Raw genomic sequence first — 21,193 nt, forward strand, 5'->3', positions numbered from 1 at the left:
CGGGACGACGGCACCCGCCACGCCGCGCGCCACCACGCCGCGCACCCCCACTGCTCCGGCGACGCCGCCAGCCGCGACCACGCCCGCCACGCCGCGCAACTGAATGCGGGCGGCCGGCGCCGCCTCCTGGCTGGCGCCGGCTCCCCCATTCCAGCGTGACGTGGCACATCTGGCGCTGCCGCAAGGGAGAAGCGCCATGGCCACCGAAAGCCCCGTCCTGCTCGCGATCGATGATCGCGGCATCGCGACCGCCACGCTCAACCGCCCGCACAAGGGCAATGCCTATGACGAGGATCTGCTCGACGCGCTGATCGCGGGCCTCGAGTCGCTGACGAAGAACGAGGCGGTCCGCGCCCTGGTGATCCGGGGGGCCGGCAAGCACTTCCAGGCCGGCGCCGACCTCGATTGGCTGGCCCGGGCCGCGACCTACACCCCGGAGCAGGCCTACCGGGCCTCCATGGGCACCACGCGTGCGATGCAACTGTTGAACGAATTCCACCGGCCGACCTTCGCGCTGGTCCATGGCGCCTGCTTCGGCGGTGGCTGCGGCATGGTCTGCTGCGTCGATGTCGCCCTGGCGACGCCGGATGCGATCTTCGGCCTGACCGAGGTCCGGGTCGGGGTGGCGCCGACCCCGATCTCCACCCACATGGTCAATGCGATGGGGCTCCGTCACACCCGCCGCTATGCCTTGACCGGGGAACGCTTCGGGGCGGCCGAGGCATTGCGCATCGGGCTGGTGCATGAGGTGGTGGAGAAGGACGGCATCGATGGCAGGCTCGCCACCATCCTGGATGAGACGATGCTCTCCGCCCCCACGGCCATCGCGGTCACCAAGGACAGCTTCCTGGCGGCCAACGGCCTGACGCTCGATCCCCGCCAGATGGCGATGCTGGCGCATGAAAGCTGGACCCAACGCGCCTCCGCAGAAGGGCGTGAGGGGCTGGCGGCCTTCCGGGAAAAGCGGCGCCCGGCCTGGTATCGGTGAGCCTGGGAACCCGACAACCTATGGTAGTTGTCGGGCGGACTGTCATCGAAGCTTCATCGATCTGCAATCCGGTGGTCTTCCCACGGACCTAGAAGGCCACCGAAGGCGGCAAGCCCCTTCCCAAAGCGGGAACCGCCACACAGGCACGGAGATTTCGACAGTGAACAGGCGGTCCTTCCTTCTCGCGTCCAGCGCGGCAGCTTTCGCGGCGCCCGCCCTCCCGGCCTTCGCCCAGGCAGCCTCGATCACTGGCGCCGGCGCCACCTTCCCCCGCCCGGTCTATGAGCGTTGGGGCCAGGCGGCGCGCGAGCCGCTCAGTGTGACGCTCAACTACCAGTCGATCGGCTCGGGCGGCGGCATCAACCAGATCACCAACCGCACCGTCGATTTCGGCGCCACCGACGCACCGCTGACCGCAGCCCAGCTCACCGAGCGCAGCCTGCTGCAGTTCCCGACGGTGATGGGCTCGGTCGTGCTCATCGTGAACATCCCGGGTGTTGCGGACAATGCGCTCCGCCTGACGCCGGAAGTGGTGGCCGACCTCTTCCTCGGCCGCATCACCCGCTGGAACGATGCCAAGCTCGTCGAGCTGAACCGCGACATCCGGCTGCCAAACCTGCCGGTTTCGCCGACCTACCGCGCCGACGCTTCGGGCACCACCTTCGTGTTCACCACCTATCTCGCCCGCGTCTCCGAGGCGTGGAAGAGCGGCCCGGGTGCGGCGACCTCGGTGCAGTGGCCGGTCGGCAACGGCGCCCGCGGCAATGAGGGCGTGTCGAACACCGTCCGCAACACCCCGGGCGCGATCGGCTACACCGAGAACGCCTATGCCACGGTGAACCGCCTGATCACGACGCAGCTCCGCAACAAGGCGGGCAACTTCGTGCGGCCGGAAATGCCGAACTTCCTGGCCGCCGCCGAGGTCGCGGACTGGAGCGCGCCGGGGTTCGCCGCGGACCTGATCGACCTGGCCGGCGCCAATGTGTGGCCGATCGTCTCGCCGACTTTCATCCTGCTGCCGACCAACCCGGCCGCGGACAAGGTGGCGGGCAGCCTCAACACGATGAAGTTCTTCGACTGGTGCTTCAAGAACGGCGCCGAGGCAGCGCGCCGCCTCGAATACATCCCGGTGCCGGACGCCGTGCATGGCCGCGTCCGCGCCGCCTGGGCTGCGCAGGTGAAGAATCCGGCCGGCCAGCCGATCTGGACCGCCTGAGCTGAACCGGCCGGGGCGCCCAGGCGGGCGCCCCGGCCCCTCTCCGACCCGCAAGGATCCCCCGCTTGAGCCAGGCCGTGATCGGCGCCGACGCGCCCCCTGCCCCCACCGGACGCAAGACCGCCGGCCGTCTGGGCGACAGCATCTTCGAATGGCTCTGCCGCGGCGCCGGCATCCTGGTGCTGCTGATCCTCGGCGCCATCATCCTGACGCTGTTCATCGGCGGCCTTCCCGCCTTCCAGGCCTTCGGGTTCCAGTTCCTCTGGAGCACCGCCTGGAACCCGGTCGAGGGCCGCGAGAACTACGGCGCCTTCATTTCCATCTTCGGCACCGTCGTCAGCTCGGTGCTCGCCATCATCTTCGCCGTGCCGGTCGCCTTCGGCATCGCCTTCTTCCTGACCGAGCTGGCGCCTGAATGGCTGAAGCGCCCGATCGGCACCGCGATCGAGCTGCTGGCCGCCGTGCCGTCGATCATCTTCGGCATGTGGGGCCTTTTCGTCCTGGTGCCCTTCGTGCAGCAGCACATCCAGCTTTCCTTCGGGGAGACACTGGGCGAGTTGCCGCTGATCGGCTTCCTCTTCGCCTCCAACAGCTTCACCGGCACCTCGCTCTTCGCCGCGGCCCTGGTACTGGCGATCATGATCCTGCCCTTCATCGCCGCCACCATGCGCGACGTGTTCAGCCAGGTGCCGCCGGTGTTCAAGGAGAGCGCCTATGGCCTCGGCGCCACGCGGTGGGAGGTGGTGCGCAACGTGGTGCTGCCCTACACGCGCATCTCGGTCGTCGGCGGCATCATGCTGGGCCTGGGGCGCGCACTCGGGGAGACCATGGCGGTCACCTTTGTGATCGGCAATGCGAACCGCCTGGCGACCTCGCTCTTCGATCCCTCGACGACGATCGCCTCGGTGGTCGCGATGGAGTTCCCGGAAAGCCTGATGGGCAGCCTCAAGCAGTCCTCCCTGCTGGCGCTCGGCTTCCTGCTCTTCGTCATCTCCTTCCTCGTGCTCGCCGCCTCGCGCTACCTGCTGCGCTCGCGGCTGAAGGCCTGATCCGATGAGTGCGACCTCGATGATCCCCGCGGCGCCGGTCAAGAACCTCGACGTGGCGCGTCGCCTCGGCGCCCGCCGCCGCTTCATGGACAAGCTGGTCCGCCTCCTCTGCATCGCCGCGATGCTGGCCGGCCTGTTCTTCCTGGCCTCGATCCTGTTCACGCTGCTCTGGCGCGGGATCCCGGCACTCGACCTGCACGTCTTCACCACGGAGTTCCAGCCGACCACCTATGGCGACGACACCGCGCTGCGGGGCGGCCTGATGCACGCCATCACCGGCAGCCTGATCCAGGTGGTGCTCGCGACGCTGATCGGCACGCCGATCGGCCTGCTGGTCGGCACCTACCTGGCCGAATATGCCCGCGCCTCGGCGCTCGGCAATGCGGTGCGCTTCGTCTCCGACGTGCTGCTCTCGGCGCCCTCGATCCTGATCGGCCTCTTCATCTATCAGCTCATCGTGCTGCCGATGGGCGGCTTCTCGGGCATCGCCGGCGTGCTGGCGCTGGCTGTCATCGTCATCCCGGTGGTGGTCCGCACGACGGAGGACATGCTGCAGCTCATCCCCAATACGCTGCGTGAGGCGGTGATGGGCCTCGGCGCGCCGAAGTGGAAGATGATCATGCTGGTCTGCTACAAGGCGGCAATGTCTGGCATCGTCACCGGTGTGCTGCTGGCCATCGCCCGCATCGCCGGCGAGACTGCGCCGCTGCTGCTGACATCCTTCGGCAACAACGTGAACAGCTTCAATCTCGGCTCCGCGATGTCCTCGCTGCCGATCGCCATCTACCAGCAGGCGAATTCGGGCTTCCCCGACTTGATCGCCATCGCCTGGACCGGCGCTCTCATCGTCACGCTCGGTGTGCTCGCGATCAATGTCGCCGCCCGCACCCTGCTCAAGACCCGCGGCTGATAGGGAACAGAGACCCATGAGCTCCTCCACCGAAACCGTCGCGACGGAAACCAGCTCCAGCTCCAGCTTCGGCGGCCTGCAGGCCCGCTCGGATGCCGCCATCAACGCCACGGCGCGCGTCTCCGTGCGCAATCTCGACTTCTTCTACGGTGAGACGAAGGCGCTGAAGTCGATCAACTTCGACCTGCCGGAGAAGCAGGTGACGGGCATGATCGGCCCGTCCGGCTGCGGCAAGTCCACGCTGCTGCGCGTCCTGAACCGAATGTACAGCCTCTACCCCGGCCAGCGCGCCACCGGCGAGGTGCTGATGGACGGGCGCAACATGATCGCGCCGTCGGTCGACGTGAACGAGCTGCGCGCCAAGGTCGGCATGGTGTTCCAGAAGCCGACGCCGTTCCCGATGTCGATCTACGACAACGTCGCCTTCGGCATCAAACTGCACGAGCGCCTGTCCAAGGCGCAGATGGATGAGCGCATCGAATGGGCGCTGTCGCGCGCCGCTATCTGGGACGAGGTGAAGGACCGGCTGGACCGCTCCGCCCTCGGCCTCTCGGGCGGCCAGCAGCAGCGCCTCTGCATCGCGCGCACCATCGCGGTGCGGCCGGAGGTGATCCTGTTCGACGAGCCGACCTCGGCGCTCGACCCGATCTCAACCTTGAAGATCGAGGAGCTGATCGACGAGCTGAAGCGCGACTTCACCATCGCGATCGTCACCCACAACATGCAGCAGGCGGCGCGCTGCGCCGACCAGGTCGCCTTCTTCTATCTTGGCGAGTTGGTGGAGATCGCGCCGGCGGCCCAGATGTTCACCGCGCCGAAGCAGAAGCGTACCCAGGAATACATCACCGGCCGGTTCGGCTGAGGAAAGGCCGGGAGCCATGACCCAGGAAATGCCGGAGCATATCGTGCGCAGCTACGAAGAAGACCTGAAGCGCCTGCGCGACATGGTCGCGCGCATGGGCGGCCTGGCCGAGCAGCAGGTGGCCGACGCCACCACCGCGCTGACCCGCCGCGACAGCGAACTCGCCGCCGAGGTGGTGAAGCGCGACGCCCAGCTCGATCAGTTGGAGCGGGAGATCGAAGCCTTCTGCGTGCGCCTGCTGGCGCTGCGCCAGCCGATGGCTTCCGACCTCCGCTTCATCGTGGCCACGATGAAGATCAGCCACGACCTGGAGCGCATCGGCGACTATGCCCGGAACGGCGCCAAGCGGGCGATCGTGCTGGCGACGCTGCCGGTGATCGGCAGCCTGAACGGCTTCGCCCGCATGGCACGGCTGGTGCAGGAGAACCTGACCGCCGCGATCGACGCGCTGGTCCAGGACGATGCCGAGGCCGCGGCCCGCGTCTGGGGTGCCGATGAGCCCGTGGACGACATCTACAACGGCATCTTCCGCGAGTTGCTGACGCATATGATGGAAGATCCACGCAACATCACCGGCGCGACCCATCTTCTGTTCATCGCCAAGAACCTGGAGCGCATCGGCGACCACGCGACCAACATCGCGGAGACCGTGCACTACGCGGTGCGCGGCGACAGCCTGCCGGAAGACCGACCGAAATCGGACAGCTCCGCCTTCGCGGTGGTACGTCCGCCCGAAGCCTGAAAGGCCAGACACGCATGTCCCTCGCCCTGACCGGCGGCGCCGCACGGCCCACGATCCTTGTGGTCGAGGACGAAGCGCCACTGCTGACGCTCATGCGCTACAACCTCGAAAAGCAGGGCTTCACGGTCGAGGAAGCGACCGACGGGCAGGAGGCGCTGCTGCGCGTCGCCGAGGCCAAGCCGGATCTCGTGCTGCTCGACTGGATGCTGCCAGCCATGTCCGGCCTCGAGGTCTGCCGCCAGCTTCGGCGCCGTCCGACCACGCGCGACCTGCCGATCATCATGGTCACCGCCCGCACCGAGGATCAGGACACGGTGCGCGCACTCGACACCGGCGCCGACGACTATATCGCCAAGCCCTTCGCCATGGAGGCGCTGCTGGCCCGCATCCGCGCCCTGCTCCGCCGCTCCGGCGCGGTGCCGGAAAAGGGCACGCTGCGCTACCAGGATCTGGCGATGGACCAGGATGCGCACCGCGTGACCCGCGCCGGGCGCCCGCTGCATCTGGGTCCGACCGAGTACCGGCTGCTGGAATTCTTCCTGCTGCATCCCGGGCGCGTCTTCACCCGTGAGCAGGTGCTGGATGCGGTCTGGGGGCGCGACATCCATGTCGAGCCGCGCACCGTGGACGTGCATATCCGCCGACTGCGCAAGGCGATCAACGCGCCGGGCGAAGCCGACCTGATCCGCACCGTGCGCGCCGCCGGCTACGCGCTCGACGCCGAGGAAGGTTGAGAGAGCAGATCGCCGCAGGGCGGTTAAGCCCGCAGGCATGAATCTGCTCGCCATGCAGATGATCGGCAGATCGCCGTAGGGCGGTCTATCCCAGCTTCGGCCAGGCCGCCTATTCCTCGGGTGCTGCAGGCAGGGAGGCAAAGACCGCCTCCGCCCGCTTGAAGGCGACTTCCGCGCGGCGTCGCGCCTCCGGATCCACCTGCTTGTCCGGATGGTAGCGTCGGCGGAAGGCGCGGCGCACCTCGCTGATCAACCAGAGCGGCGCATCGGCGGTCAGGAAGACGCGGTGATGCGGCGATGCGCCTTGCGGCGCCAGGCGTTCCGCCTCCTCGGCCCGGTATTCAGCTTCCGCCAGGCGTCGGCGCAGATGCTCGATGGTTATGGCGGCGGCGGCGAGCGTGCCGCGCATCTCCTCCTCCCGCGCGGTACCGTCGAGCAGCGCGATACGATGCTCCACGCTGCTCTCCAGGCGGCGTGCACGATGGCCGGGCCGGTGCGACAGCTCCTCCTGGATCCGGTCGAGCACGAGGCGATTCGCAGCATGTTGCGCCGCATGTTCGGCAAGCTGCTCCAGCGGCCAGTCAAAATGTGGGCGCGCAGCGTCCATCCGTGTCTCCAGGGTGGGGCAGCCTGCCATGGCGGGGCTTAACCAAAGCTGAGGCGCCCCCTTTCGCAGCCCCTCCAGAGCGGGCGAGACTGCGCCCTGGAGGAACCGATCCCATGACCATCATCACGCCCCGCCGGGCCCTGCTGGCCGGCCTTGCCGCCGCGCCGCTCGCCCGCCCCGCCCTCGCCCAAGCCCCCTGGCCGAACCGGCCGATCCGCATCGTGGTGCCGTTCCCACCCGGCGGCTCCAACGACGTGGTGGCCCGGCCACTGGCGGAGCGGCTGCAGGCGAAGCTCGGCCAGCCGGTCGTGATCGACAACCGCGCCGGGGCCGGCAGCGTCCTGGGTTCGACCATGGTCGCCCAGGCGCCCGCCGATGGTCACACGCTGATGGTGACTTCCTCCTCCTTCGCGACGTCGTCCATCGTGCAGCGCACCAGCTATCGGCTGCCGGAGGATTTCGAGGCCATTGCCCTCCTGGCCAGGTCGCCCTTCTTCATCCTGACCGCCCCCGATTTCCCGCCGCGCACGGTGCAGGAGCTCGTGGCCGCGGCGAAGGCCAATCCCGGGGGGATCGACTATGGCTCCTCCGGCCCCGGCGGCATCAACCACTTCATCACCGAGTATTTTTGCCTGCGCGCCGGCATCCGCATGAACCACATCCCCTATCGCGGCATGCCGCCGGCGGTGACGGATCTGGTGGCCGGCCACATCAAGGTGCTGATCACCACCGTCGCCAGCGCCAATGCGCCGGCGCGGGAGGGGCGGGTCCACCTCCTCGCCTATACCGCGCCGGGCCGGCCGGAGGGCACCCGCCCGGCGCCCACCGTGCGAGAGGCGGGGATCGACTACGAGGCCGATATCTGGTGGGGCCTGTTTGGCCCCAGGGGCTTGCCGCCGGAGGTCACCGCCCGCCTCAACGCCGCCGCGAATGAGGCGCTTGCCGACCCCGCCATGCAGCGCATCATGGCCGGCGAGGGCGCCCGGCCCGCCCCCGACACTCCCGCCGCCTTCGCGACGCTGCTCCGCGAGGAGCTGGCGCGGTGGCGGGAGGTGGCGCAGGCCGCCAATATCCGGACTGAGTAGCCCGGCGGAAGCCCGCCGCCGGATGGCGCATCACGCCGCCGGATGCACCGCCTTCCAATGCCGCGCGATGTCGATGCGCCGCGCGATCCAGACATCGGGGCGCGCGGCGAGCCAGTCGAGCAGCTTCGCCAGTCCCGCGGCGCGGCCGGGATGGCCGATGATGCGGTTGTGTAGGCCGAAGCTCAGCATGCGCGGCGGATCCTCCCGCACCACGCATTCGACGGCATTGCGCATATAGGTGAAGTACTCATCGCCGCTGGTCATGCCCTGGCGCGCGAAGCGGACGTCGTTGTGAACCAGGGAGTAGGGCAGCACGAGCTGGTCCCGCGCACCGACCTTCACCCAATAGGGCAGCTCGTCGTCATAGGCGTCGCTGTCGTATTCGTAGCCGGCATCGAGCAGCAGGCGGCGCGTGGCGAGCGTCGGCGCATAGCGCGTGTACCAGCCGGCGGGCGGCGTGCCGATGCAGCGCCCGATGGCGGCGGTGGCGTCGGCGATGCGCTGACGCTCCGTCGCCTCGTCCATGCCGGCATGGATCTCCCATTTCCAGCCATGGCCGGCGACGTCCCAGCCGGCCTCGGCCATCGCCGCGCAGGCCTCGGGATTGCGCTCCAGCGCGCGCGCCACCGCGAAGACGGTGCAAGGCAGGCCACGCCGCGTGAACATGCGGTGCAGGCGCCAGAAGCCGGCGCGGCTGCCATAGAGAAACATGCTCTCGGCGGCGAGGTCCCGCCCCTTCACCGGTGCGGTGCTGCCCTCGGTCAGCGCATTCTCGGAATGCGGGTCGCCGTCGGGCACCGCCGCCTCGCCCCCCTCCTCGTAGTTGATGACGAAGTTCACCGCGACATGGGCGCCGCCCGGCCAACGCGGATCGGGCGGATTGCGGCCATAGCCCACGAAGTCGCGGGCGCGGCCGACATCCTGGTCGGTCATGGCAGCAGCTCCGATCCGGGAACGACGCCCTTGGGCAGCTCCGCGGCATAGCGGGCGATCTCCCCGGGCCGGGCCAGCCAGAGCTTCGCCCGCTGGTCCAGGATGCGCGCGAGCGCGTCACGGAACGGCTTCAGGCGAGAAGGTTGACCGATGATGAAGGGGTGCAGCACGATCGAGCAGACCAGCGGCCGCTTCGCCGACTGCGCCAGCATCATCGCAAACTGGTCCTCGATGAACTCCGCGAACTGGCGGCCGGTGTGATGGCGCGCGATCATCGCCGGGCTGTCGTTCACCTCGACCGAATAGGGGACCGACAGGATCGGGCCGGCGCGCGTCGCCATCCAGAAGGGCTGGTCGTCGGCCGGCCAGTCCATGACGTAATCGAAGCCCTCCTCCTTCAGCAGGTCGAGGGTGACAGTGGATTGCGCGATATAGGGGCCAAGCCAGCCCTTGGGCGAGGTGCCGGCATGGCGTGCGAGCACGTCGCGGCTCTCGGCGATCAGCCGCCGCTCATCCTCTTCCCACAGCCCGTCCTGGCGCTCGGAATTGCTGCGGCCATGACCGATGAACTCGTCGCCGCGGGCCCTGAGCGCCGGTGCGATCTCCGGGCAGGCTTCCAGCACCGCGGCATTGACGTTGTGCGCGGAAGGGACGCCGAGCTCGTCCAGCACCTCCAGCATGTTCCAAAGGCCGACGCGATTGCCGTAGTCGCGCCAGGCATAGGGCCGCTGGTTCTGCACGGCGGAGAGCCCGGTGCTGTCGCTGCCGAGCCCCGCGCGATAAGCGAAATGCTCGATGTTGTTGCAGATGGTCAGCGCGAGGCGCGTGCCGTTCGGCCATTCATAGGTGGGACGATCCTTGATCGCGCTATGCGCGTAGCGCCCATGCCGCGGCAGCTTCATCCTGTCCCTCCCGTCATCGCCGCGGACTCTCGGCCCGTCCGCGGCGATGCGTCAATTGCCCGCGGTATGACGCGCCGGCGATCCGGCCGGCGCTATCAGTTCGCGGTGATGCCCGTGGCGCGCACGATCGGCGTCCAGCGGTCGAATTCCCGGCGCACGAAGGCATCGGTATCGGCGGGCGACATCCAGATCGGTTCGGAGGCGATATCCGCGAGCCGCGCCTTGATGGCCGGCAGTTCCATGATCTCGCGGGAGGCGGCGGCGAGCCGGTCGAGCACCGGCTGCGGCGTGCCGCGCGGCGCGAACAGACCGGTCCAGGAGCGCACGGAATAGCCGGGCACGCCCTGCTCCGCGACGGTCGGGATATCCTGGCGGAAGCTGACCCGCGTCTCCGTGCAGACGCCGAGGATGCGGACACGGCCGTCGCTTGCGGGGCCGACCAGGGTCGGCAGGTTCATCACCGCCATCGGGATGGTGCCGGCGACCAGGTCGGTGATGGCCGCCCCGCCGCCGCGATACGGCACATGGGTCAGGTCGGTGTTGGTCATCATCCGAAACAGCTCGCCGCCGAGGTGGTTGCTGCTGCCGGTGCCGGAACTACCGAAGGACAGGCCCCCCTGCGTCGCGCGGATCTTCGCCAACAGTTCCTGGATATTGTTCACGCCGAGCGAGGGATTCACGGCAATCGCGTTCGGTACATCGACCCACATCGCGATGCCGGAGAAGGCCTGGCGCGGGTCGTAGCCGAGATCGGGTGAGATCAGGGCATGGAAGACGTGGTTCGAGGCCGAGGAGACCAGCAGTTGGTGGCCGTCCGGCCGCGCGCGTGACACCAGGCCCATGCCGATGGCGCCGCCGCCGCCGGCCCGGTTCTCGATCACGAATTGCTGCCCGAAACGCTCGGAGAGATGCGGCGCGAGCAGGCGCGCGACGACGTCGTTCGAGCCGCCTGGCGCCCAGGGCACGATCAGCGAGATCGGACGCGTGGGCCAGTCGGCGCCCTGAGCCCGGACGCCGCGGGCGAAGAAGGGCGTGGCAAGCGCCCACCGAGCATGGCGCGCCGCGGGAGCCTGGTCTGGGTCATGGGCTTCACTCCCGGAAAAGATGACTTGCCATCCTATAGCGCGGCCGGGCCCGTTGCGGAACGGCACCAGACAGGCCCTTGGCCGATGCGCATCCCCGGCGGAGACTACGCCTGATCCCAGGTCAGGTTGAGGAGCCTTCCCGCCATGCGTCTCGTCATCGCCGCGATCGAGAACGCCGTCGTCTGCGCGGTCAGCGCCGGCGAGACCACGCGCGATGTCGGCGGCCGCCTCGGCACCCGCGAGACCGGACGCGCGATGGCGGCACACGTTTGAGCATATTCGGCTAGGAAAGGCGCGCCAGCCCGGCTGCAAGGGATCGCCATGCACGAGACGCGCCTTTCCTCTCTCCTCAGCGCGAATGCCGGCTATGTGGACACCGCCGGCTTCCTGGCCCTGCACGGCCTCTTCACCGCGCATGTCACCGGCAACTTCGTGACCATCGGCGCAGCCCTCGCATTCGGCACTTCGGGCATCATCGCCAAGCTCGCGGCGCTGCCGGTGTTCTGCCTGGTCATCGCCCTGGTACGCCTCGCGGGCGTCGCGCTGGCCCGCCGGGGCCGACGCGAGTTGCCGGTGCTGCTCGGCACCAAGGTCCTGCTGCTGCTCGCGGGCGGCATCCTCGCCGCGGCCTTCGGCCCCTTCGCCGATGGCGATCATTGGCAGGCGATCCTCACCGGCATGGTCCTGGTCGCCGCCATGGCGGTGCAGAACGGGGTGCATCGCATCCATCTCGGCAGCATGCCGCCGACCACGCTGATGACCGGCAGCACCACGCAGATCGTCATCGATGCCGTCGATCTCGTGCGTGGCCTGCCCGAGGACGAGAAACTCGCGGCGCGGCGCCGCATCGGCCAGCTGGCCAACAGCGTGCTCTGCTTCGCTGCCGGCTGCGCGGCCGCGGCGCTGCTCTTCTACGTCGCGGGCACCTGGTGCTTCCTGCTGCCGCCCCTGCTCGGGCTGGCGACCGCGCGGCTCGCCACGGCTCAGTAAGCCGGCTCGCCCATCTGCGGGGCCGCGATCCCGGCTGTATCCAGGCATGCCATCGGGGCGATCGCCCGCCGCTTATGCACGGCCTCCCTTGCTTGGCGCGCAAACAAGCAGGTGCCGGCCGGGCGGTCGGGATGCCGCGCCGAGAGTGTTGCGCCGACACTCTCCGCTTTGCTTGGATGCCCCCGGGAGACTTGCCAGCCTCGGCCCGCCTGACACATGGGGTAGCCGATGACCTTCAAACGACGTGATCTGATGCTGGGTGCCGCGGCACTCGGCCTCGCCCGGCCTGCGCTGGCGCAGCCGGCGGCGGCACGCGTGCTGAGATACGTGCCGCAGACCGATCTCACGGTGATCGATCCGGTCGTCACCACCGCCTATATCACGCGCCATCACGCGCTGATGGTTTATGACCAGCTCTACGGCATGGACAGCCGGCTGCAGCCGCAGCCGCAGATGGTCGAAGGCCATACGGTCGACGAGGACGGCAAGCTCTGGAGCTTCCGCCTGCGCGACGGCCTGCTGTTCCATGATGGGGAACCGGTGCGCGGCCGGGACTGCATCGCCTCAATCCGCCGCTGGGCGCAGCGCGATGCGCTCGGTCAGGTGCTGATGAGCCGCGTTGCGGAGATGGCGGCGCCGGACGACCGCAGCTTCACCATCCGCCTGCAGCGCCCCTTCGGCCCGATGCTGGAGACGCTGGCCAAGATCGGCCCTTCCGCCCTCTTCATCATGCCGGAGCGCATCGCAGCCGCCGACCCCAGCCGTCCCATCACCGAGACCATCGGCAGCGGCCCCTTCCGCTTCCTGCCCAATGAGCGTGTGGTCGGCGCCCGCGTGGCCTATGAGCGCAACCCGGCCTACCGCCCCCGCGAAGGCGGCGAAGCCGATTGGGCCGCCGGCCCCAAGCGCGTGCATTTCGACCGCGTCGAATGGACCGTCATGCCCGACCCCGGCACCGCCGCTGCCGCGCTGCGCAACGGTGAGGTCGACTGGTGGGAGAACCCGCCGAACGACCTGCTGCCGGCGCTCGCGCGCTCCCGCGAGGTGATCGTGCAACGCGCGAGCCCACTCGGCACCTTCGGCACCGGCGTGTTCAATTGCCTGCATCCCCCCTTCGACAAGCCGGCCGTCCGCCGCGCCGTGCTGCGGGCGATGAGCCAGGCGGATTTCATGACCGCCGGTGCCGGTGTCGACCCCGCACTCTGGCGCGCCGGCGTCGGCGTCTTCACCCCTGAAACACCACTGGCCAACGATGCCGGGATCGAGGCGATCACCGGGCCGCGGGACATCGAACGCTCCCGTCGCGAATTGCGGGAGGCGGGCTACAATGGCGAACGCGTGGTGCTGATGGCGCCGACCGACCAGGCGGTGCTGGCCGCACTCGGGGAGGTCGGGCGCGACCTGCTGGTGCGGCTCGGCATGAATGTGGACTACGTCGTGTCCGACTGGGGCACGCTGGTGCAGCGCCGCGCCAAGAAGGATCCGCCGGAGCAGGGCGGCTGGAACATGTTCCACACCACCTGGAACGGGCTCGATGGCATCAACCCCGGCGTCATGCAGTTCCTGCGTGCCAATGGCGAAGGCGCCTGGTTCGGCTGGCCGACGGTTCCCGCCCTGGACTCGGCCCGTGCCGAATGGTTCGACGCGCCCGACATGGCCGCGCAGCGCGGCATCGCCGAGCGTGTCCAGCGGCTGGTCTTGGAGGAAGCGCCCTACCTGCCGACCGGCCAGTATTTCGGCTCCACCGCCTGGCGGCGCGGCATCACCGGCGCGATCCCCGCGATCTACGCCTTCTGGAACGTCCGGCGCGGCTGAGGCGAGATGCCTGCGGGACCTGCGCCGGCGGCGCGGATCCCGAATCGCGAAGGCGCCGTTTCAGCTTTCGCCGGCCCGGCGGGGCGCGATAGGGTCGGCTTATCGAATCACAAGGGGGACGCGCGTTGGCCTACGCGCTGCAGCAGCTCATCAACGGCGTCTCGCTCGGCATGATCTACGGGCTGATCGCGGTCGGCTATACGATGGTCTACGGCATCATCGGCATGATCAACTTCGCCCATGGCGACGTCTTCATGATCGGCGCCTTCGTCGCCCTGATCACCGTCGTCATGCTGCTCACCGGCGGGCTGATGGAAGGGCCCGCCGCCATCCTGCTCGTGCTGCTGGTCTCGATGGCGGTGACCGCACTCTATGGCTGGTCGGTGGAACGCCTCGCCTATCGGCCGCTCCGCGGCAGCTTCCGGCTGGCGCCGCTGATCTCGGCGATCGGCATGTCCATCCTGCTGCAGAACTACGTCCAGGTCTCCCAGGGTGCCCGGGTGAAGCCGCTGGAGCCCGTGGTGCGCGGCGGCTTCGAGGTGATGCGCGACGGCACCTTTGCGGTGCAGGTCAGCACCATCCAGATCATGATCGTCACCATCACCATCGTGGTGCTCGCGGTCTTCACCTGGCTGGTCACCCGGACCTCGCTCGGCCGCGCGATGCGCGCCTGCGAGCAAGACCGGAAGATGGCGGCCCTCCTCGGCATCGACACCGACCGCACGATCAGCCTGACCTTCGTGATCGGCGCGGCACTCGCCGCGGTCGCCGGCACGCTCTATCTGCTGCGTTACGGCGTGATCGATTTCTACATCGGCTTCCTCGCCGGCGTGAAAGCCTTCACGGCAGCGGTGCTCGGCGGCATCGGCAGCCTGCCCGGCGCGGTGCTGGGGGGCTTGCTGATCGGGCTGATCGAGACCTTCTGGAGCGCCTATTTCAGCGTTCAGTACAAGGATGTCGCGGCCTTCGCGATCCTGGTGCTGGTGCTGATCTTCATGCCGACCGGGCTGCTCGGCCGGCAGGAGGTCGAGAAGGTCTGAGCGCATCCGATGACCGGAGGGCCGCTAGGCCCGAAGGTCTGAATCGGATGCGCCAACCAACCGCGCATCCGATGACCGGAGGGCCGCTTGGCCCGAAGGTCTGAATCGGATGCGCCCAACCAACCGCGCATCCGATGACCGGAGGGCCGCTAGGCCCGAAGGTCTGAATCGGATGCGCCAGATGCTAAAACCGATAGGAGACGCCGAGCATCCCGAAGGGCTGCGTCTCGCGCTGGGTGATCGGGCTGTCGGCGGCGTCGCCCAGCAGATGCGTCACGCCGATCGTCGCGGAGATGTCCCAGGAGGTGGAGATCGCGTAGCGGCCGGTCAGGCTGGCGTTGACATTGCGGAAGCCAGAGCCCGGCCGGAAGGTCGGCAGGCCCGAGCGCCGCGACTGGAGATCGTCGATGCCGAACCACAGCCGCTGCTGCTCGCCATCCGCCCAGACCGCGCCGACCCGGCCGATCAGGGTCAGCGCCGGGGTGATCGGCTGGCGATAGGCGGCGCCGAAGGTGAGCGTGGTGCCCTCCTGCTCCCCGAAATAGCGGTCAACCCGGAGCGACAGGTCGACCTGGCCCAGATCGGCGCGGAAAGTCACATAGCCGCGGGCGGCGGCGTCGATGTCGCCGAGCCCGCGCAGCCGCGCGGACGCATCCTCGTCACGCCCCGGCGCGAAGCCGACGCCACCGGCGATGCTGAACGGCCCGGTCCGCAGCACCACGGCGCCGAGCCCGTCCTGCGTGCTCAGATAGACCGTGTCGAAGACGGAGAGGCCGGTCCGCCAACGGGCATCGATGATCGGCAAGGGCGAGGCCATGATCGCCTCGGCCCCGGGATAGGCCGGCGCGAAGCCGACGCCGGCACCGAGCCGCAGGCTGAAGGAGCCCGGCGCCTCCGGCTCCTGCGCGCGCGCCGCCGGCGCGGCCCCCCCGACGGCCATGCCGGCCAGCACCCCCAGCATGGGGCCGCTGCCCAGGCGGCGGGCGAAGCGCATTGACAAGTTCATCCGATTCCGGCTCCCGGCGGTTCAAGTCCGGTGCCCGGATAGCCATGTTGCATTGCCGAAAGCTGACGCCGCTTCCGTCAGCTTTCGGCAATGCGGAGCCTGGATAGTGGAAGGGGCGCTTCGCGGAGGGGGCATGCGCATCCTGCTGGTCGAGGACGAGACCGAGTTGGCGGTGGCGCTGCGCGCCGCCCTGACCCGGCGTGGCTTCGTGGTGGATTGGGTGCCCGACCTCGATCAGGCACGCGCCGCCATTCAGGAAGCGGAGTTCCGTGCCGTGCTGCTCGACCGAAGGCTGCCGGATGGCGACGGGGTGACGCTGCTGCCCGCGATCCGCGCCCTGCCCGACCCGCCCCCCGTCATCCTGCTGACCGCGCGGGCGCTGATCGCCGAACGCGTCGAAGGTCTGGATGCCGGCGCCGACGACTATCTCGCCAAGCCCTTCGAGATCGACGAATTACTGGCGCGGCTGCGCGCGGTGTCGCGCCGCCGCGGCAACGGCGCGGTGGAGCCGCTGGCGCTCGGCGCGCTGCGCTTCGACCCGGCGCATCGCGAAGCCAGCGTGCACGGCCAGCCGCTGCACCTGCCGCGGCGGGAGCTGGCGCTGCTCGACCTGTTGCTGCGCCGCGCCGGCCGGGTGGTGCAGCGCGACGCCATCGAGGCGGCGCTGTTCGGCTTCGACGACGCGCCACTGTCGAATACACTCGATGCCCATGTCTCGCGCCTGCGCCGCCGGCTGACGGAGAGCGAGGCGGGCGTGGTGATCCACGCCTTGCGCGGCGTCGGCTATCTGGTGAAGGCTGGATGAGGGCGACCCGCTGCAATTCCCTGGCCCGGCGGCTGGTGTACGGGCTGGTCGCCTTCCAGGCCCTGGTGCTGATCGGTGGGATCCTGACCGAGCCGCTGCGCGAAAGCCGAACCCCCCTCTCGCAGTGGTTGGCGGCTGAGGAAGCGGTGCGGCTGCTTGCCCCCTCGATCGGGCGTGAGCCCGGGGGGCGGCTCGTGCTGCGGCCGGAGCCGGTGCTGACGGCCTATATGGAGGCGAATCCCGGCTTCTGGTTCTTCGCGACCGATGGCGACACGCTGCTGCGCGGCGGCGTCGACCGGATCGACAAGTCGGAAGGCGATTCGGAAGAAGCCTGGCGCGCGTTGGAGGGAACGACCCGTTACGTCTCCACCTCGGCCGGTCGGGTGGCCATCCTGCTCGGCGGGCAGCGAGGCGATTTCTGGGCCGGGTTGCGGGGCTGGCTGACCGACCGGCTGTGGCGTATCGCGCTGATCCTGCTGGTCGCCGGCCTCTGCACCACCGCGGTGATCATCGGGCTGGTGCATCTGCTGCTGCGGCCGGTGCGCCACGCCGCGCGGGCCGCCGCGGCGCTGACGCCGGGCCAGCAGGGACCGCATTTGCCCGTGGAGAAGGTCCCGGCCGAAATCCTGCCCCTGGTCAACGCCACCAACGCCGCCTTCGCCCGGCTCGAGGAGGAGAATGAGCGCCAGCGCCGCTTCGTCGCCAATGCCGCGCATGAGCTGCGCACGCCGGTCGCGATCCTCGGCATCCGCCTGGATGAGCTGCCGGAGAGTGCGGCCAAGCACAAGCTCCGCCAGGACGTGCGCCGGCTCTCGCTGCTGGCCAACCAGTTGCTGGACCTGGAGCGGCTGCATCATGGCGGCGCGCGGCGGGAATCGCTGGACCTGGTGGCCCTCGCCCGCGACGTGGTCGCGGATATGGGGCCGCTCGCGATCGAGGATGGCAGCTCCATCGCCTTCTCAAGCGAGGTGCCGCGGCTCGATATCCTCGGCGACGAGCAGGCGCTGCGCGGCGCGCTGTCGAACCTGATCGGCAATGCGCTGTCGCACGGCGGCAAGGGAGGGCTGGCGGAACTCCGCATCCGCCACGACGGTGTGGTCGAGGTCGCCGACCGTGGCGCCGGCGTGCCGGCCGAATGGCGGGAGCGGGTCTTCGAGCCCTTCCAGCGGGCTGGTGGCGGCACCGGGGCGGGTCTCGGTCTCTATATCGTCCGCGAGGCGCTGCGCGCCCATGGCGCGACGATCGAGCTGCGCGACGGCGAGCCGAGCGGGGCGCTGTTCCGGATCCGCTTCCCGGCGTAACAGTCGCTTTCTCTCCTTCTCACGCAGTCTCCGCTGGGCTTTGCTGGCGGCAGCGAGTGTAAGATCGCCTGCCACGCATGTTTCGGAGCCCGCGCATTCCCAGGACCCCGATCCCCGGCCGGTGCCGGTTCACATGAGATTCCGCCTCGCGCTTCGCGATGCTGCGGTCACCGGCCTGGTTGCGGCCGGGCTGTTCCTGCCCATGGTAGCGCTGCGCACCGACGTGGCGCCGAACGGGGCGCTCTTCCTGCGCACGCGCTGGTCCGATGCCGCGATCCTGATCACGCTCGCGGCGTTGGCGCGCTTCGTGCTGGTGCTGTGGCTCGGCCGGCGCATCCCCGTGGCCTCGACCGCCAGCCCCTGGTGGGAGGAGCCGCTGCGCCGCGCCGGCAAGCTGCTGACGCCGCTGCTGCTGGGCGTCGCCGTGATGCTGCCCTTCATCCCCGGAACCGGACGCTACGAGCTCGATCTCGGTGTCCTGGTGCTGACCTATGTGATGCTGGGCTGGGGGCTCAACATCGTGGTCGGCCTCGCGGGACTGCTCGACCTCGGCTACGTCGCCTTCTACGCGGTCGGCGCCTATTCCTATGCGCTGCTGGCGCACGCCTTCGGGCTGTCCTTCTGGATCTGCCTGCCGCTGGCCGGCATCCTCGCGGGGTTCTGGGGCGTGCTGCTCGGCTTCCCCGTGCTGCGGCTGCGCGGCGACTACCTCGCGATCGTGACGCTCGCCTTCGGCGAGATCATCCGCGTCGTGCTGGTGAACTGGGTCAGCCTCACCAACGGGCCGAACGGCATGAGCGGCATTCCCCGCCCCTCCTTCTTCGGCCTGCCCTTCAACATGAGCGGGGAGCCCGATACCTTCGCCGGCTTTTTCGGACTGGAGCCGAGCCCGCTGCACCGGGTGATCTTCCTCTATTACCTGATCCTCGGCCTCGCGCTGCTGACCAACTGGGTCAGCATCCGGCTGCGCCGCCAGCCGCTCGGCCGCGCCTGGGAAGCGCTGCGGGAGGATGAGATCGCCTGCCGCGCGCTCGGCATCAACATCACCACGACGAAGCTGACCGCCTTTGCGCTCGGTGCCATGTTCGGCGGCTTCGCCGGCGCCTTCTTCGCGACCCGCCAAGGCTTCATCAGCCCGGAAAGCTTCACCTTCATCGAGAGCGCCATCATCCTGGCGATCGTTGTGCTGGGCGGCATGGGCAGCCAGATCGGCATCGCGCTCGCGGCGCTGATCATGATCGGCGGCTTCGAGGTATTCCGCGGCCTCGAAGAATGGCGGATGCTGGTCTTCGGCGCGGCCATGGTGGTGATCATGGTGCTGCGTCCCCGCGGCCTCGTCTCCTCCCGCACGCCAACGGTCGCACTCGGAAAGCGCAAGGCGATCAGCGGGTCGCTGGTCGGCGAGGGGCACGGATGAGCCCGTCCGATGGTCGAAACGCCGAAGGGCGCGGAGAGCTGAATCGGCCGGGCCAGACAACAAGCCCGTCCGATGGTCGGAGCGCCGCCGTGAGCCGGCCGATCCTGAGCGTCGAGGAGCTGACCATGCGCTTCGGCGGCTTGGTCGCGGTGGACGATGTCTCCTTCACGGCTGAGACGAACGACATCACGGCGATCATCGGCCCGAACGGCGCCGGCAAGACCACCCTGTTCAACTGCATCACCGGCTTCTACCGGCCAAGCGCCGGCGCCATCACCCTGCACGGACCACTGGGCGAGGCGGCGCTGCACCGGCTTGCCGGGCATCGCATCGCGCGCGCCGGCGTTGCGCGCACCTTCCAGAACATCCGCCTGTTCCAGGGCATGACGGTGCTGGAGAACCTGCTGGTCGCGCAGCACAACCGGCTGATGGCGGCGACCGGCCTCGGCATCGGCGCTGTGCTTGGCCTCTCCCGCTATCCTGCGGCCGAGCGGGAGGCGATCGAGCGCGCCCGGCATTGGCTGGACGCGACGGCGCTGCTCGAACGCGCCGATGATCCGGCGGGCGCCCTGCCCTATGGCGCGCAGCGGCGCCTCGAGATCGCGCGCGCTATGTGCACGGAGCCGGCGCTGCTCTGCCTCGACGAGCCGGCCGCCGGCCTCAACCCGCGCGAGAGCGATGAACTGTCGATGCTGCTGCGGCAGATCCGCGACGGCGGCTGCTCCATCCTGCTCATCGAGCACGACATGAGCGTGGTGATGGGCATCTCCGACCGTATCGTGGTGCTGGACCACGGGCGCAAGATCGCCGATGCGGTGCCCAGCGCGATCCGCGCCGATGCCCGCGTGATCGCCGCCTATCTCGGCGAAGGAGATGAGGGGGAATGAGCCCGTCCGATGGTCGGAGCGCCGAATGGCGCGGAGAGCTGAATCGGCGGGCCAAACCATGAGCCAGCCGATGCTCGCGCTGGAGGAGGTCTGCGCATCCTATGGCGCCGTTCAGGCGCTGAAGGGCGTCTCGGTCCATGTCCATGCCGGCGAGATCGTCACGCTGATCGGCGCCAATGGTGCCGGCAAGTCCACCTTGCTGATGACCATCTGCGGCGACCCGCGCGCGCGTTCGGGCCAGATCCTCTTCGACGGACAGGACATCACCCGCCAGCCGACCCACGCGATCATGCGCGGCGGCATCGCGCAGGCGCCGGAAGGCCGCCGCATCTTCCCGCGCATGACGGTGATGGAGAACCTGATCATGGGCGCGGAGATCGCGGGCCATGATCCGGCGCGCGACCTGGAGCATGTCTTCACCCTGTTCCCCCGACTCAAGGAGCGCGCCACCCAGCGCGGCGGCACGCTGTCCGGCGGGGAGCAGCAGATGCTGGCGATCGGCCGTGCGCTGATGGCACGACCGCGGCTGCTGCTGCTGGACGAGCCCTCGCTCGGCCTCGCGCCGCTGATCGCCAAGCAGATCTTCGCCGCGATCCGCGAGCTGAACGAACGCGAAGGCCTGACCGTGCTGCTGGTCGAGCAGAACGCCAACCAGGCGCTCCGCTTGGCGCATCGCGGCTATGTGCTGGTGACCGGCCGCATCACCCTGGAGGGCCCTGGCCGAGAGCTATTGTCGCGGCCGGAGATACGCGCTGCCTACTTGGGGGGCCATTGATCGCGCTCACTTGCCTCTGCGATGCGGCCATTTTCGCGGGACGG

The 21,193-nt window shown here is 69.2% G+C and carries 22 protein-coding genes; 17 read left to right on the forward strand and 5 right to left on the reverse strand.

Annotated elements, in window-relative coordinates:
- Positions 1–196: 196 nt before the first annotated feature.
- From GXW71_RS10600 to phoB, 7 genes are all read left to right on the forward strand, one after another.
- On the forward strand, positions 197–988 hold the full coding sequence (locus GXW71_RS10600; protein ID WP_211852474.1) for an enoyl-CoA hydratase-related protein: 792 nt from the start codon (positions 197–199) through the stop codon (positions 986–988).
- Between the two features lie 160 nt (positions 989–1,148).
- Complete coding sequence (gene pstS / locus GXW71_RS10605; RefSeq protein WP_367617284.1) at positions 1,149–2,204, forward strand: phosphate ABC transporter substrate-binding protein PstS; 1,056 nt, start codon at positions 1,149–1,151, stop codon at positions 2,202–2,204.
- A 65-nt stretch (positions 2,205–2,269) separates the two neighbouring features.
- Positions 2,270–3,253 (forward strand): phosphate ABC transporter permease subunit PstC, encoded by a 984-nt coding sequence (gene pstC, locus GXW71_RS10610; protein WP_211852476.1) that lies wholly within the window; start codon positions 2,270–2,272, stop codon positions 3,251–3,253.
- A gap of 4 nt (positions 3,254–3,257) precedes the next feature.
- A complete protein-coding gene (gene pstA / locus GXW71_RS10615; protein WP_211852477.1) occupies positions 3,258–4,163 on the forward strand; it encodes a phosphate ABC transporter permease PstA in 906 nt (301 codons plus the stop codon).
- Positions 4,164–4,179: 16 nt separating this feature from the next.
- Entirely contained in the window at positions 4,180–5,025 is an 846-nt protein-coding gene (pstB, locus tag GXW71_RS10620) for a phosphate ABC transporter ATP-binding protein PstB (protein ID WP_211852478.1), read from the forward strand.
- 16 nt (positions 5,026–5,041) lie between these two features.
- The gene (phoU, locus tag GXW71_RS10625) at positions 5,042–5,767 is read left to right on the forward strand and encodes a phosphate signaling complex protein PhoU (protein ID WP_246526463.1); all 726 of its coding nucleotides are present in this window, start codon (positions 5,042–5,044) and stop codon (positions 5,765–5,767) included.
- Between the two features lie 14 nt (positions 5,768–5,781).
- Complete coding sequence (gene phoB, locus GXW71_RS10630) at positions 5,782–6,501, forward strand: phosphate regulon transcriptional regulator PhoB (protein WP_211852479.1); 720 nt, start codon at positions 5,782–5,784, stop codon at positions 6,499–6,501.
- A gap of 109 nt (positions 6,502–6,610) precedes the next feature.
- Here the strand turns inward: phoB and GXW71_RS10635 are convergent, their stop codons facing one another.
- Complete coding sequence (locus tag GXW71_RS10635; protein ID WP_211852480.1) at positions 6,611–7,108, reverse strand: hypothetical protein; 498 nt, start codon at positions 7,106–7,108, stop codon at positions 6,611–6,613.
- Positions 7,109–7,221: 113 nt separating this feature from the next.
- Between GXW71_RS10635 and GXW71_RS10640 the strand changes: the two genes are divergently transcribed.
- Positions 7,222–8,193: a Bug family tripartite tricarboxylate transporter substrate binding protein gene (locus GXW71_RS10640; RefSeq protein ID WP_211852481.1), complete on the forward strand. Its 972-nt coding sequence runs from the start codon at positions 7,222–7,224 to the stop codon at positions 8,191–8,193.
- Positions 8,194–8,223: 30 nt separating this feature from the next.
- Here the strand turns inward: GXW71_RS10640 and GXW71_RS10645 are convergent, their stop codons facing one another.
- From GXW71_RS10645 to GXW71_RS10655, 3 genes are all read right to left on the reverse strand, one after another.
- Entirely contained in the window at positions 8,224–9,126 is a 903-nt protein-coding gene (locus tag GXW71_RS10645; protein ID WP_211852482.1) for a polysaccharide deacetylase family protein, read from the reverse strand.
- Positions 9,123–10,028, reverse strand: coding sequence for a polysaccharide deacetylase family protein (locus GXW71_RS10650; RefSeq protein ID WP_211852483.1), 906 nt, complete (start codon positions 10,026–10,028; stop codon positions 9,123–9,125). The genes GXW71_RS10645 and GXW71_RS10650 overlap by 4 nt, the downstream gene beginning before the upstream one ends.
- A gap of 95 nt (positions 10,029–10,123) precedes the next feature.
- Positions 10,124–10,993 carry a Bug family tripartite tricarboxylate transporter substrate binding protein gene (locus GXW71_RS10655; RefSeq protein WP_211852484.1) on the reverse strand — a complete coding sequence of 290 codons (870 nt, stop codon included), beginning with the start codon at positions 10,991–10,993 and terminating at the stop codon, positions 10,124–10,126.
- A gap of 264 nt (positions 10,994–11,257) precedes the next feature.
- Here GXW71_RS10655 and GXW71_RS35155 point away from each other — a divergent pair, with 264 nt between their 5' ends.
- From GXW71_RS35155 to GXW71_RS10670, 4 genes are all read left to right on the forward strand, one after another.
- Positions 11,258–11,386, forward strand: coding sequence for a hypothetical protein (locus GXW71_RS35155; RefSeq protein ID WP_281417343.1), 129 nt, complete (start codon positions 11,258–11,260; stop codon positions 11,384–11,386).
- A gap of 48 nt (positions 11,387–11,434) precedes the next feature.
- Complete coding sequence (locus tag GXW71_RS10660; protein WP_211852485.1) at positions 11,435–12,103, forward strand: YoaK family protein; 669 nt, start codon at positions 11,435–11,437, stop codon at positions 12,101–12,103.
- Between the two features lie 228 nt (positions 12,104–12,331).
- Positions 12,332–13,918, forward strand: a complete 1,587-nt coding sequence (locus GXW71_RS10665) for an ABC transporter substrate-binding protein (protein WP_211852486.1) — start codon at positions 12,332–12,334, stop codon at positions 13,916–13,918.
- 125 nt (positions 13,919–14,043) lie between these two features.
- Complete coding sequence (locus GXW71_RS10670) at positions 14,044–14,958, forward strand: ABC transporter permease subunit (RefSeq protein ID WP_211852487.1); 915 nt, start codon at positions 14,044–14,046, stop codon at positions 14,956–14,958.
- A 184-nt stretch (positions 14,959–15,142) separates the two neighbouring features.
- Here the strand turns inward: GXW71_RS10670 and GXW71_RS10675 are convergent, their stop codons facing one another.
- On the reverse strand, positions 15,143–15,952 hold the full coding sequence (locus GXW71_RS10675; RefSeq protein WP_211852488.1) for a MipA/OmpV family protein: 810 nt from the start codon (positions 15,950–15,952) through the stop codon (positions 15,143–15,145).
- 145 nt (positions 15,953–16,097) lie between these two features.
- Here GXW71_RS10675 and GXW71_RS10680 point away from each other — a divergent pair, with 145 nt between their 5' ends.
- The 5 genes from GXW71_RS10680 (at position 16,098) to GXW71_RS10700 (ending at position 21,149) form a co-directional block, all read left to right on the forward strand.
- Positions 16,098–16,769 (forward strand): response regulator transcription factor, encoded by a 672-nt coding sequence (locus GXW71_RS10680; protein WP_211852489.1) that lies wholly within the window; start codon positions 16,098–16,100, stop codon positions 16,767–16,769.
- Complete coding sequence (locus tag GXW71_RS10685; protein ID WP_211852490.1) at positions 16,766–18,070, forward strand: sensor histidine kinase; 1,305 nt, start codon at positions 16,766–16,768, stop codon at positions 18,068–18,070. The genes GXW71_RS10680 and GXW71_RS10685 overlap by 4 nt, the downstream gene beginning before the upstream one ends.
- 133 nt (positions 18,071–18,203) lie before the next feature.
- Positions 18,204–19,487 (forward strand): high-affinity branched-chain amino acid ABC transporter permease LivM, encoded by a 1,284-nt coding sequence (gene livM / locus GXW71_RS10690; protein ID WP_211852491.1) that lies wholly within the window; start codon positions 18,204–18,206, stop codon positions 19,485–19,487.
- An 89-nt stretch (positions 19,488–19,576) separates the two neighbouring features.
- Positions 19,577–20,374: an ATP-binding cassette domain-containing protein gene (locus GXW71_RS10695; protein WP_211852492.1), complete on the forward strand. Its 798-nt coding sequence runs from the start codon at positions 19,577–19,579 to the stop codon at positions 20,372–20,374.
- Positions 20,375–20,432: 58 nt separating this feature from the next.
- A complete protein-coding gene (locus GXW71_RS10700) occupies positions 20,433–21,149 on the forward strand; it encodes an ABC transporter ATP-binding protein (protein ID WP_211852493.1) in 717 nt (238 codons plus the stop codon).
- Positions 21,150–21,193 lie beyond the last annotated feature (44 nt).

This window comes from Plastoroseomonas hellenica (assembly GCF_018129085.1).
Classification (GTDB): domain Bacteria; phylum Pseudomonadota; class Alphaproteobacteria; order Acetobacterales; family Acetobacteraceae; genus Plastoroseomonas; species Plastoroseomonas hellenica.